The sequence below is a fragment of the Helicobacter sp. genome, from assembly GCF_014799995.1.
Taxonomy (GTDB): Bacteria; Campylobacterota; Campylobacteria; order Campylobacterales; family Helicobacteraceae; genus Helicobacter_D.
This window is the reverse complement of the sequence record NZ_JAAVGY010000041.1, coordinates 1-13,389: the sequence shown is the minus strand read 5'-3', so window position 1 is coordinate 13,389 and position 13,389 is coordinate 1. Positions and strand designations below refer to the sequence as shown.

Here is a 13,389-nt window from a genome sequence, read left to right as displayed (position 1 = left end):
TATTTATTTTACTTTTAAGGGGGGGGGGGGGTATTATTTGAGCTTATTTTATTCTGAAAGGATTGTCGTTTATGGAAAATAAGTCAGGAAACAACAATTTTTCCTCATTAAAGAATGTGTTTAAAAAACAATGTCTTGTGCTACCCTCTTTAAGTGTGGCTATGCTACTATTTACCGCTTGCACAAATCACGCAAGTGTAAATAGCGAATTTGAAAAAGCTTTGACACAAAAATTTTGTGGTGATGAGTTTTTTGAGCAGAATCTAAACAAAGTAAAAAATAAAGATGACACAATTTATACCGGGCTAAACACAGGGTTAATTGCTAGAAATTGTGGCAAATTCACGATTAGTAATACTCTCTTTGATGCAGCAGAGGATTCCTACAAGGAGGATGTGGATTTAGAAAACACTCTACAAAAAGGCGTAAAGCTCGCCGCTACCACACTTGTTAATGACACAATTATTGATTACAAGGGCTCTTTATATGAGCGCATTATGGTGAATGTCTATAAAGGCTTAAACTTTATGAGCTTAAAAGACTATGCAAATGCGAGAGTGGAATTTAATCGCGCTTTAATGCGTCAAGACAAAGCGAAAGAATATTTTGCAAACGAAATTGAAAAAAATCGTGAAGAAATCGAAGAGGCTAAAAAAGATCCAAATTATGACAAAAATATGAATGACAATGTCGCAACAATTACAAAAGAATATGAGCATTTATTCAAAGAATTTGACACAACTAAAAAGTTTGTCAATCCCTATGCGACTTACCTAGCCTCTGTTTTCTTCTTTATGGAACAAGATTATCGCAAGGCTTCAGATTTGTTCAGAGAGGTTGCAATTATCAACCCCAAAAACAATGAAATCAAGAAAGAATCCAAGCTTTTCACAGAACGCGCTAGAGGGATAAACTCTAAAAATTCAAAAAAATATATTTTTGTCGTGTATGAAGGTGGAATGGGCGTCATAAAAGACGACTTTGCATTGACATTGCCTTTTATCGTAAATGAAAAAATCATCACGACAAGCGTCGCATTACAAAAACTACAAAAACGCGACAACTCTTTTGAGTATCTACAAGCAAATGGCGTAAAAACTACACAAATCGTAGATTTAGATGACATTGTAGCGACAGAATTTAAGATTAATATGCCTACAATGATTACAAAAGCCGTCGCCCAAACAATTTTAAAGACTGCAATCAATGTTGCCGCAGCAAACAATGATTCTACAGGCGGCTTATTGTCTGCAGCAAGCTCCCTAATTACTGCTGGCACAAATAAAGCCGATGTTCGCACTTGGCGTGGATTACCCAAGAATGTTAGTGTGGCAATGATAGAAAACAAAGGAGAGATAGAAATTAAAGATCCCAAAGGAGGAGAAATTTTTAAAGGCAAAGTAGAAACCACCAAAGACGCTTTAGTTTTTGTGCGTTCTTTTGAGCCTTATTTGCCAAACCATATTGAAATCGTCCAATAAGATGTTATTATGAAAGATTCATTAAAAATCATTGTAATGATAGTCGCATTGTCCTTAAATGCGTGTGCCTCTGATGGGCAAATCAATGCGAAAAGGCAAAACATAGAATTTGGCAAAAATTGTCCAAGCCACATATTGAAGCAATTTAAAAAACGTGTAAATGTCAATGGACTTTTGGAAGTGGAGATGACTTTTGGGAGCAATTATGCAAAAGATTTGGTTTATAAGATAGATTGGCTTGATGAGAATGGATTTATATTAAAAGATGCAATCAATGAGGAATATCGTACATTGAGGATTCCAACGAGTCAAGAAATTGTTTTAAGAAAGGTTGCCCCCAATAGGTTAGCAAAGGATATTAGAATCCAAATAAATTAAATTTGTAAAGGAGACAAAATGAAAAAAGAATTTGTAGCAATAGCAACGGCAGCATTGCTTTTAGGCGGCTGTGTAACGACAGGAACTTATACAGATGGCAAAGCAACTCAAGTCAAAAAGGGGGATTCTCTGACACTAGGACTTGATAGGGAAGATTTTGAAAATGCAGCAGAAATAATGATTAATAGTATGCTTAGCGACCCAGCATTTGCCAACATTAAACCCGGGCAAAGAAAGGTAATTGCGATTGGAAGAGTAGTAAATGATACGCCACAGAGAATCGACACAGACAAGCTAACTGCAAAAATTACTTCCGCGCTAAGAAGGTCGGGCAAATTTGTATTGACTTCGGCTGTTGCTGCGGGAGGCGCGCTAGATAGTATGAGTGAAGATGTGAGGGAGCTAAGAGATAATGAGGAGTTTAACCAACAAACAATCGCAAAAAAGGGAACTTTAGTATCTCCAGACTTTTCGCTAGCAGGCAAGATTCGTCAAGACAATGTGAAGCTAAAAAGTGGAAAGGTACAAGTAGAATATTTCTTTCTCTTAAGATTAACTGACCTTAACTCGGGGCTTGTGTATTGGGAAGATGAGCAAACGATTGATAAAGTGGGCTCAAACAAATCTGTAACTTGGTAAGAAAATGAAAAAGATACTTTTTGGCTCATTATTAGTAGCGGGAATTTTGTGGGCTCAAGGCTCACAACCAGCCAAGATTTCACAAGAAGATATAAAGATTCAAAACGAGCTTTCAGACGCAAGCCTAAAAGATATTACTCCAAAAAGCCTTGAGGAGTTTTTTGAAGAATTTGAAGAAGCCCACAACATAACCTATGGACAAACCAAAAATGGTAAGACATTTTATACAGGCGAGGCTAATGTGTCTGTGAGCGACACAGACCCTCAATTTGCACAATCTCTACAACTTGCATTTGAAAAAGCAATGTTAAATCTGCAAAAAGAATTTATAAAAGACGCATTTGGCAGAATCTCTACAGAGAAAATCGCCACTTATGAGCACGACCAATCTAGTAATGCAAGAGAGTTTGAAGAACTACCAAAGGGCGGCACTATATCACAAGTCTTTGATAAACTTACTCAACTTGCGGGAGCGAAACTTGATGCTGCTTTAAGAGACTTGGGCGTAGATGCAACAGGATTGAGTGAAGAGCGCAAAAAAATATTGCTAAAAGATGAATTTATGAGCAAATCCATCACGCAGGCATTTGGTTCTATGAGTGGATTAATCCCCATACAAACAATCGTAACCCATAAAAGAGGTGAATACAAAATAGGCGTTATTGCAGTTATTTCTGACAAAACTAGACAACTAGCAAGAGATATGTCCCTAGGAAGACAGAGCCTCATTAAAGGAAAAGGAGGTAAAGCAATCAAGGATTATTTACCCAAAGAAAATGCAGGGTTTGTGAATGAATATGGAATCCGACTTGTGTATGATGAAAATGGCGCACCCGTAATTCTAAGCTATGGAAACTGGGGGTTTGTAGCTGACGCTGGAAACGCAAAGAAAACGAATCGTTTAGAAGATGCAGCAAAAGAGACTGCGCTAACTAAAGCAGATAGTGCAATTATTGAGTTTATCAACACAAATATTAGCCTAAAAGACGAACAAACAACAGGCGAAACCTACAAACAAGAAATTAAAGAAACACTCAATAAAACAGACAATACAAAAGATCTTTCAGAGACAGATATTACAAACACTGTAGATAAGGTAAGCAGAAGGATTAAAGCAACTGCAAGCGGAAAGATTCGTGGCATTAGAACCATTAAGCAATGGAGTTATACTGCGGAAAATGGCGTAGAACACGTAGGGGTTGTTAGAGCATATTCGTATGCAAACCTAGAGAATACAAACCAAATGCTAAAGACGCCAACACAACAACCCTCTAACAATGCAACGACAAAAAGCAGTGAAACCAAAGTGCAGCGACAATCAAATATTGTCAATGATCTTGATGATTTTTAGGATTAATTAATGAAAAAGATTCTTAGCATCTTAGCAATTGTTCTGTCTTTAGCTCTTATATTACAAGCGAGAGTGGTATCATCAACAACAACAAAATCAAGCGTTGGTGAAGGTAGTGGAATCACGCGCGAAGAAGCAATCAATAATGCCCTCATAGAAGCCATTGGCAAGATGAATGGCGTTAGCATTAATTCCACAAAGCATTCTCTTGCAACCGCTTCAACAGATTCTAGTGGTTCTCAAATAAGAGACTATTATGAAGAACAAATCTCAAAAGCCACAAAGGGTAAAGCGGATACTTATGAAGTTAATAGCGTAGAACAAGGAAATGATGGCAAATACATTGCAAATGTTACAATATTCAAAACAACCACAACCAAAAAGTATCAAGCACCCGGCTTAAATGCGAGCAATCGCAGAAGTATCGTTATCTTTAATGCAACTGCCGATTCAGCCAAAAAATCTATTGGGGATGTTTTACAACAGCACATTATCACAAACTTGCTACAAAGTCGCAAATTCAATGTCTTGGATAGAGATACAAAGGGTTATTACGATATGGAAAAAGCCCTCATCCAAAGTGGCGATGCGGCAAGTGATGAAGTTTATAAACTCAAAAATGTGTTAGCGACAGATTATATCCTGCTCTTTTCTTTAAGTGGATTAGACGGGGAAGTCAAAAAAAGCAATCTCACAGGCAAAGAAAAGATTCAAGCAGAAGCGATAGTAGATTATCGCGTGCTTTTGTTTGCCACAAGACAAATTAAGTTTTCTAACACTCTAAATATGAAAGTAAATTTTAAAGATGGCTCGCTTGGCGCAACGGAAGCGGGATTATCACAAATTGCGAATCGTATTGCAAGTGATATTTTAAATGCAATTTATCCTCTAAAGGTCGCAAGCGTAGAAAATAATGAGGTTATTTTTTCTCAAACCTTAAATCAAGGAGATGTTTATGAATGTTTCTCTTTGGGAAAAGTCATTAGCGATTCTTACACAAAAGAAAATACAGGCAGGATAGAGACAAAAAGCGGTATGATAGAAATCGTGCGCTCCACTCCAAAGATTTCTTACGCAAAAATCACAGAAGGAGTTGTGAAAAAAGATGATATTTGTCGTCCTTTGAGTGCGGGAAATGGCAGCGATTCTCAAGGGAGAGGGGCAAATTATCAAGTTAATCCCAATGGTGGTGTGAATCTCGGATTTTAATACGATTCTTAACAATCCTAATATTGTGGAGAAACTTTCAAAGCCCAAGCCACGAAACAATTTTTATTTGTTTTTTGTAGTGGTCGATTTGCAAGGAAGCCTATCACACAGAAAGCGGGATAAAAAGCTGCGGGAGATTCGTTAAATGCGTGCTTAGATTCTCTACATCGCAAAGAGAGAAAAACCAAAATCGCCTTACGCTTTCCTTGCGCAAAGGCAGAATCTGCAATGTGTCTTTTTGGCGATTCAACCAAAGAATCGGATTTTGGGTATTGGATTGTTCTATCGCTATTTTTTTGTCAAAGACTTTAGCAATATGCTTATAATAATCTAAGGCTTGCTCGTGGTCTTCTTCATTGGGATTAAAGTCATAGAGCAGAATCTTTAACCCGATTTGCGTAGAAAAATCAAAGACAACAGAGGAAATTTTCTCCGCTTCCTCCGCCTTTTTGGGCAATATCACGACACTATGCGTCAAGTTTTCCAGTAGTTGCACTCCAAATTTCAAAAGAGGAATCCCTAAATCAAGCAAATAGCCCTTATATTCCTCAAACAAATAGCTCTCCAATAAAACCAAGCCAATATTTTTGTTTGCCTTATCGCGTTGGACAATTTCCCTCAAAGAGCTTTCATAAAATTCAATGTGCCAAGAGATATTTTCACCACTTAGGCGCACATCGTCCCTTAAATTCTCAATGACTTCTGTTGTCGTAGGATTAAAGAAGCATAAGTGCAAACGTTTGTTTTTAAAATGAGAAAACAGCCATAAAGCCTGATTGACGCAGGCTTCAAGATTCTTAGAATGGAGTAAATCAAAATACATTACCACATCGCGCCCAAAAGGCGTTGGAAACTGCCCAAACTCTTCTTTGATTCTGTGATAAATTTCGCGCAAGGTGTTAGGCTCGCCAATAAGCAACAAAGAATCATTCGGCAGAATCGTTGTAGAGTATTTGGGTAAAATCAGCTCTTCACTCCGATAGATAGCGACAATTTTCCACTTTTTTTGCTTAATCACTCCCACACTGCGATACGCATAAGGGCTACCAAAAGGCACGCTAATTTGCATAATCTCGCCTTGCCCCAATCCAATATACTTTGCTGTGCGGGGCACATTGGGAAATTTCTCAAAGAGTTTTCCGCTTAGCACGAGCGATTCACTAATCATCAAAAGCTGCTTATCATCGCTTTGTAAAGGAATCTCGCCTAAGATACTAATCTGCAAGGTTTTGCTATAAGCACGCAAGGTATGATAAATAATCTCTCGCTCTTCGCGTTTATCCGTAATGATATAACAATCTGTGATTTGAGCCGTTAGAATCTCTCGCAACTTGCTAGGAGAGCTTGGGTCAAACTGATAGCACTCATCGTCTTGAGGGAGATTCTGTGGTAAAAGATTTTTATCAAGCGAAACAAAAATATAAGTATTTTTATCCAAATGCTTCGCCATTAAAATGCTTAGGAATTCTTTTGCTACAATTCCGTCTAAAATCAAAAGCACTTTTCGCATACTCCCCCTTTAAGAGTAAAGATTCGCGAAAATGTAGCAAAAAAAGGCTAAAAATGGAATTTATTTTGCAAAAGACCGATGGAAATGCGCGTGCAGGGAGGCTCAAACTTGCGCACGGCGAAGTACTCACGCCAATCTTTATGCCTGTGGGCACACAAGCAAGCGTAAAAGCATTGGACTTCAACGACCTTTTGACACTTCATATTCCAATTGTTTTAGCCAACACTTATCATCTTTATTTGCGCCCCAATGATGAGGTGATTAAAAATCTTGGCGGATTACATCATTTCAGCAAATTTCCTCACAATTTTTTAACAGATAGTGGTGGATTCCAAGCCTTTAGCCTCAATTCTAATGTTAAATTAAGCGAGGAAGGAATCACATTTAAAAGCCACATTGATGGCTCAAGCCATTTTTTCACCCCACAAAAGGTTTTGGACATTCAATACAATCTCAATAGTGATATTATGATGATTTTAGATGATTTAGTCGGATTACCTGCCAGCAAAGAACGCATTAGAGATTCTATCAACCGCACGACTAAATGGGCTCAAAGCGCGATAAACTACCACAATCATAAAAAGCAAAACGCATTAGAAAATGGAATCACGCTGACAAATCATATCTTCGCAATTGTGCAGGGTGGCACGGAGAGAGAATTGCGTGAAGCAAGCGCAAGAGACTTGAGCTCTCTTGGGGATTTTGATGGATTCGCCATTGGCGGATTGGCAGTAGGCGAGCCAAATGAGGAAATGTATGCCACGCTTGATTTTACCACACCTCTTTTACCGCGCGAAAAACCACGTTATCTAATGGGCGTAGGCACTCCACGCGATATTATAGAGGGAATCGCTAGAGGAGTGGATATGTTTGATTGCGTAATGCCCACAAGAAATGCAAGAAATGGCACGATTTTCACTCATTTTGGCAAATTTTCTATCAAATCTCCACGTTTCAAGCTAGACACGCAGCCTTTGGATTCCAAATGCCATTGTTACACTTGTCAAAACCACTCCCGCGCTTATTTGCACCATTTATTCCGCTCGGGTGAAATCAGCTATTTTCGCCTTGCAAGTATTCATAACCTTGCCTATTATTTGGATTTGGTGCGCAATGCTAGAGAAGCAATCATCAAAGGAGAATGGACGAAATTTTATCAAGACTTCATAGCAGAGCAAGAAACCTTGTAGCCTAATGCCTTTTGGGATTCTTTATAGAATCTCCACTATTCCACATTAGAAAAATTAAAAATAAACTTTATATTATCAAAGCAAGTTTAAAGTGCAAAATACTATAATTGCAATATTAATTCACTAGGGATAATCAACACTAAGGGGCGCAAGTGCTAGTATGGAGCGAAGAATTTAGCATTAAAAATCAACATTTAGATGAACAGCATAAAGCCTTTATGCAACTCGTTGCGGAAACTGGTGCATTTGCTAAAAGCACTTCTCCCAATAAAGCACAAGAATTAGAATCCCGAATGAACGCCGCTATTGAAAGTGCCAAAGAGCATTTTAATGATGAAGAAAAATATATGCAGCATATTGGTTACCCCTTTTTGAATCAGCACAAAACGCGTCATCGTGAGCTAATCTCCAATCTTTCTATGCTGCTAATGGATATAGAAGATGTGGAGCATAGCGCAAAGGAATTTTATGAATGCTTGCATAATTGGCTGATTGTACATGTTTTAGGCGAGGACAAACAAATAGAATCTTACCGCAATCGCTTGCACGATGTTAAAGAGATTCCTTATAGCCTAGAGCAAAAGACAAAAATCTTAGCCGAGACAGAAAACATAAGAGAGGGGAAATGGCACAAATACATTTGCCTATGCCTCTTAAAAGAATTTCAAGTTTGCGATGCGTTGCATAAAATTATGCAAGAAGAAGGCACATTTGTCCGATGCAAAGTATGCAAACAGCCTATCGTTTATCGTGATTCTAGTTTAGATGATGAGGATAACTTTGAAACATTGGCAAAAAAATATTTTAAACAATTCTAGGAAATAAAAACACAATGGCATTTGCACCTAAGGGATATAAAGTCTTTAATGATGTAAAAAACTTGCGGAATCTTTTATTGCAAGAGCGTAAGAATTTCGGTGAGGAAATTGACTTTTATTTACTAGACTTCCGCACCTTTTATAGCAAAAAAGGCGAAAACAAATACAAGCCCGTCAATGATACAGGCTTGTTCAATAAAAACGCAAATTTTACCGCAAACATTGACATCAAACAAATTTATAAAATTGAAATTTGCAAAAAAAGCGAAAAACCCGCACGAACCTTTGGAATCAAACTCGTTCCTAATGAGAATACGACTTTGCACGCGGTTTTACTCTGCAATAATCAAATCAAGCACCACGAAGAACTCAAATCTGAAATTTATCAAGAACTTTACAAAACAATGATTTTGCAAGATTACCTCATCGGAATCCGAGAATATGGCAAGCTCACAATGCAGATTGACGCGTTTATTAATAGTCTGATTCGGGGTAAAATCTCTCCTAAAACGATTCTAACTATTGGCACAGGAGTAGCAAACACAGAGGGAAAAGATGGAGAAGTAAAAATCTATCAAAACCTACAAACAGAGATTCTTGACAAAGAATCTCAAGAAGCGGGCGTGTTTGCTCCTAGAATCTGTATGCAAGCCGTGCGCAAAGGCGATGAACTCTTTGAATATATCAAGCCTGTTGCCGGACGTGTGGGAAGAAATCTTAAAGGCGAAATACTAGCCGTTAAACCCGTTCAAGCCAATGCTGTAAGCGTAGATGCAAGCATTCGCGCGCGTGAAGATGTGGATAGAATCAAATTCCAAGCAGGGAAAGACGGATTTTTCAAAGAAATCAAGCCACTTTATTTTATCATCAGCGATGAGCTAAACACCAAACAATCCGCCCCCAAAAAGCAAGATGAGGCGACGACAGAAAACACTTCAAAAACTCCTACCCCACCACCAAAAGCACTTAATATTGAGGGGCAAACACATAGCAAATCCAAAATCCAAACCGACACCGCTTTCATCGGCTCACATCGTGGTGCAATCAAGGCACACACAGTAGTGATTGATGTCTTAGAAAAAGGAAGTGTGGAAGCCAAAGTTGCCTATATCAATAGCACGCTTGGTGGCACGATTATGGCAGATTATATTTATATCAAAGATGTGCGCTCTTACAACGAAATTTATCCTCGTTATAGCCTCGTAGTAGATAATGTTTTGGGCGAACACAATACCTTTGAACTCAATCCCGCAAAATTTTCCTTTATGCGCCGCGACCGCTTAGAATATGTAATGCTCTCTGACCAAATCAAAATTCGCCTGCGACACTTAAGAAAACAAATGGACGAATTTTACGCCTATTTGCTCGCCTCTCAAGGCAAAGTGCATAAAATCCAACACGACCAAGAAGAAAAGCCTGATGAACCTCTACCCAAAAATCTTCAAAGTATCGTGGAACAATACGAAAAGGCACTAGAACATTATAAAGAACATTTGGTGGAATACAATGAGATTGTCAATCTCTACTACACTAATGAGGTGCGCCTCAAAAGCATTGATGAGGGGGCATTAAATGCTAAAATGATGATTCGCGGCAATCCCCCTGCGGCAGAAACAATGATTAAATTCAAAGCCTACACAGGCAATCGCGAGGAAACACTCAAAACAATTCTTAGTCAAGAAGCACCCGCACACTTCTTTGAAGTTATCAAGGACGGAGATTTTTTCCGCTTAAGGAGCAACAAGGACTTTGATTTGTCTTTGCTCTCTTGGATTGATGAAATGCGCCCGCAACAGCAATAAATTAAGAAATTGCAAGCCAGAATCTCACAAGCAATCAAACAAAAACAGGAATTAGATTCCAAAGCTTAAGATTCCTCATCATCACAAATTTAGCATTTTATATAACCAAAGAATCGTGCTATAATGCCGCAAACAAAAAGGAGGTTGCATGGCATCGTTTCGCCTTTCGTCTTGGTCGCCGTTTCGCGTTCCAGCGTGGTCGCGCCGTTGCGGCTCTGTTTTCTGCGCCGTGCGTCCGCCCGCGTCTCATCACTATGCCTATACAAACATCTTGCTGCGCCTGCATTATTCCTATCTCGCTCTTCTCTGATTTTTTGCTTTCATAAGATTCTTGTTATTTGCAATCGGCTTGGGCTTTTCTTAAATCAGAATTGCCTCAATCTATATTTTATTTCTAAGGATTTAGCATGAAAATTTCCACTAATCTCGCTTGGGGATTGATTATTCTCGGCGGAATCGTTGAATGTTTTTGGGCGAGTGGGCTCAAATATGCGGACAATCTGTTGCTCTACACGCTCACAGGAATCGGGATTTTGTTCTCGTTTGCCGCTATGGCTTTGGCAATCAAGAGCGACATCGAAATCGGCGTGGCGTATAGCGTGTTTGTCGGAATCGGCACGGTCGGCATCGCGCTTGCCGAAATTTGCGTCTTTGGCGAGCCGTTTTCGTTGCTCAAAATCGTGCTCATCTTGCTTTTGCTCATCGGCGTCATCGGGCTCAAGCTCGCGACAAGCGAGAAAGAAAACACGAAGGAGCGGGATTCAGTCGAAGAGATTGTGCATGAATTAGGGCTAGATGATGTTGTCCAAGAAATGCAGGCTTTTAATCAGAATCACGATTCAAAAAAGGATAGCAAATGAGTTGGGTTTGTCTATTTATCGCGGGTGGTTTGGAGATTGTCGGCGTCATCACGATGAAAAAATACAGCCTAAGCGGCGCAAAGATTTTTTTGCTGGGAATGGGCATTCAGTTTGCGCTAAGCTTTAGCTTTCTTTCGCTCGCCATGCAAGAAATCGCGATGGCAACAGCGTATGCGATATGGACGGGAATCGGCGCAGCAGGGGGCGTGGCGGTCAGCATTTTGTTTTTTGGCGAGAGCAAGAGCTTGAAAAAACTCTTTTTTGTCGCGCTCATCATCGCCGCTGTCGTGGGGTTGAAGCTTGTGGGGTAGCGTCAAAGAGTGTCGCGCTTCTTTGGTAATGCGATGAGATTCTGTGCGCAAGAGTGGCGCGATAGGAAAACTTTGCAGAAGCGGGCAAACGCGTTTGACAGCACGCACTATGCGCTACGCCAAAGTTTTAAGGGGCTTTAAAGCGTGCGCGCGCTAGAATGGGCAAAAAACGGGGGAGAGAATGTGCTATTGGCACATCGCATTGCAAGATTTTGTGCAAAGCCATAGTCCCCTTTCTCCCGCACAAGGCGCGCGCAAGGAGTTTGGGCAAAAGGCATTGAAGTATTATTTGGATAGCCAAATAAATTGATAAATAACCAAGTGTTATGGTTGCAAATACATTTCGTAAAAGGAGCAAAAATGCAAAACAAAATTTCTTATTCTCGGCGTAATTTTCTTAAGGCTTCTACAATGCTAGGCGTAGCAGGTGTAGGCACGGCATTTATGCCAAATCTTTTGCAAGGAGCAGAAAACTTGGACAAAAACGTCCAAAAAATCCTAGATGAAACCTTCACAATGAATGATGGCATAAAGATTCCAAAATTGGGGCTTGGTTTATGGCGCGTTGAAGATAGTATCGTAGAAAATGTCATCAATGTAGCACTCAAAGTCGGCTATCGCCATTTTGATACTGCTCAAGCCTATGGAAACGAAAGAGGCGTGGGCGCAGCGGTAAGAAAAAGCAAAATCAAACGTGAAGAGCTTTTTATTACAAGCAAGATTCGTGCAGAATACAAAGATTATCAAAGCGCGAGTGATTCCATAGATACTTCCTTAAAAACGATGAAACTTGATTATCTTGATTTAATGCTGATTCATAGCCCACAGCCGTGGAATAGCTTTAGAAAGGGTGATTTTTTTAAAGAAAATGTAGAAGTCTATAACGCATTACAAGACGCACAAAAGGCGGGCAAAGTGCGTTCTGTCGGTGTGAGTAATTTTGAGAAAAAAGATATAGAAAATATCCAAAAACACTGCAAAATCAAGCCCGCTATTAATCAGATTTTAACACACATTGGCAATACTCCTTTTACATTGATAGATTATTGCAAAAGTCAAAATATCATCGTAGAGGCATATTCACCCATTGCGCATGGCAAGCTTTTAAAAGATGTTCGCGTGGTAGAATTGGCAAAAAAATACAATGTCAGTCCCGCGCAACTTTGTATCCGCTACACTTTGGAGCTAGGGCTTGTTTCTTTGCCAAAGAGTAAAACTCCTGCCTATATCGCACAAAATGCAGAGGTCAATTTCACACTCTCAAAAGAAGATTTGCAAACGCTTGAAAAGCTGGCATTTAAGGATTATGGCGAACATTCGTCTTTTCCTGTGTTTGGTGGGAAGTGAGCTAAAATATGTCAAGTGCTATGGAGCATTAAACATGTGCGCGGCAAGATTGAAAACGGGAGAAAATAGTGCGCTATTGCCCTAGAACATTGCAAGATTTTGTGCAAAGCCATAGCCCATTTTCTCCCGCAAAAGACGCGCTCGGGGAATTTGGGCAAAGCTTGGAATCGTATCTAGCGGGCATTGCGGATTCTAAGGGTGAATCGGAGGAACACCAAAAGAATCTCTTACGTGATTTCTTGCATCAATCGTTTAATTATGATTGCAACACGAAAGATAGAATCGATTTGGCAATCTATGAAGATTCCATCCCAAAAGTGCTTTTTGAAGTCAAGAGCAGCAGCAATAGCCACGAATTTGTAAGATTGAACGCGCAAAATCCAAATCTTGAATGCAAAGCATTCTATGAATCCATTCTCTATTTTCTGCGTGAGACCATCACAAATAAAAACAACAATTTAACACATATTGTCTTAACCAACACAGAGGATTT

General features: G+C 39.4%; 13 protein-coding genes and 1 pseudogene. 13 read left to right on the top strand and 1 reads right to left on the bottom strand.

From position 1 onward, the window contains the following. The first annotated feature begins 161 nt into the window (after positions 1-161). The 5 genes from HDT10_RS06230 to HDT10_RS06210 are packed head-to-tail and all read left to right on the top strand — an operon-like array spanning position 162 to position 5,058. Positions 162-1,481, top strand: coding sequence for a hypothetical protein (locus HDT10_RS06230; RefSeq protein WP_290881247.1), 1,320 nt, complete (start codon positions 162-164; stop codon positions 1,479-1,481). A 9-nt stretch (positions 1,482-1,490) separates the two neighbouring features. Then, positions 1,491-1,859, top strand: coding sequence for a YcfL family protein (locus HDT10_RS06225; RefSeq protein WP_290881245.1), 369 nt, complete (start codon positions 1,491-1,493; stop codon positions 1,857-1,859). Positions 1,860-1,877: 18 nt separating this feature from the next. Next, a complete protein-coding gene (lpoB, locus tag HDT10_RS06220; RefSeq protein ID WP_290881243.1) occupies positions 1,878-2,498 on the top strand; it encodes a penicillin-binding protein activator LpoB in 621 nt (206 codons plus the stop codon). Positions 2,499-2,502: 4 nt separating this feature from the next. Continuing rightward, positions 2,503-3,849 (top strand): DUF6844 domain-containing protein, encoded by a 1,347-nt coding sequence (locus HDT10_RS06215; protein WP_290881241.1) that lies wholly within the window; start codon positions 2,503-2,505, stop codon positions 3,847-3,849. A 9-nt stretch (positions 3,850-3,858) separates the two neighbouring features. After that, a complete protein-coding gene (locus HDT10_RS06210; RefSeq protein WP_290881239.1) occupies positions 3,859-5,058 on the top strand; it encodes a CsgG/HfaB family protein in 1,200 nt (399 codons plus the stop codon). 103 nt (positions 5,059-5,161) lie between these two features. On the opposite strand, the gene HDT10_RS06205 is transcribed toward HDT10_RS06210, so the two are convergent. Next, positions 5,162-6,568 (bottom strand): TrkA C-terminal domain-containing protein, encoded by a 1,407-nt coding sequence (locus HDT10_RS06205; RefSeq protein ID WP_290881237.1) that lies wholly within the window; start codon positions 6,566-6,568, stop codon positions 5,162-5,164. A gap of 53 nt (positions 6,569-6,621) precedes the next feature. Here HDT10_RS06205 and tgt point away from each other — a divergent pair, with 53 nt between their 5' ends. The 8 genes and pseudogenes from tgt to HDT10_RS06165 all read left to right on the top strand — a co-directional run. Beyond that, entirely contained in the window at positions 6,622-7,758 is a 1,137-nt protein-coding gene (gene tgt, locus HDT10_RS06200; RefSeq protein WP_290881235.1) for a tRNA guanosine(34) transglycosylase Tgt, read from the top strand. Between the two features lie 152 nt (positions 7,759-7,910). Further along, positions 7,911-8,576, top strand: coding sequence for a hemerythrin domain-containing protein (locus tag HDT10_RS06195; RefSeq protein WP_290881232.1), 666 nt, complete (start codon positions 7,911-7,913; stop codon positions 8,574-8,576). A 14-nt stretch (positions 8,577-8,590) separates the two neighbouring features. Continuing rightward, on the top strand, positions 8,591-10,378 hold the full coding sequence (locus HDT10_RS06190; RefSeq protein WP_290881229.1) for a flagellar assembly protein A: 1,788 nt from the start codon (positions 8,591-8,593) through the stop codon (positions 10,376-10,378). 407 nt (positions 10,379-10,785) lie between these two features. After that, on the top strand, positions 10,786-11,238 hold the full coding sequence (locus tag HDT10_RS06185) for a multidrug efflux SMR transporter (protein WP_290881226.1): 453 nt from the start codon (positions 10,786-10,788) through the stop codon (positions 11,236-11,238). Next, complete coding sequence (locus HDT10_RS06180) at positions 11,235-11,549, top strand: multidrug efflux SMR transporter (protein WP_290881224.1); 315 nt, start codon at positions 11,235-11,237, stop codon at positions 11,547-11,549. The genes HDT10_RS06185 and HDT10_RS06180 overlap by 4 nt, the downstream gene beginning before the upstream one ends. A gap of 181 nt (positions 11,550-11,730) precedes the next feature. Continuing rightward, on the top strand, positions 11,731-11,859 hold the full coding sequence (locus HDT10_RS06175) for a hypothetical protein (RefSeq protein WP_290881222.1): 129 nt from the start codon (positions 11,731-11,733) through the stop codon (positions 11,857-11,859). Positions 11,860-11,909: 50 nt separating this feature from the next. After that, positions 11,910-12,896: an aldo/keto reductase gene (locus tag HDT10_RS06170; RefSeq protein WP_290881220.1), complete on the top strand. Its 987-nt coding sequence runs from the start codon at positions 11,910-11,912 to the stop codon at positions 12,894-12,896. Positions 12,897-12,964: 68 nt separating this feature from the next. Further along, positions 12,965-13,389, top strand: a pseudogene (locus tag HDT10_RS06165) (class I SAM-dependent DNA methyltransferase); the annotation flags it as partial.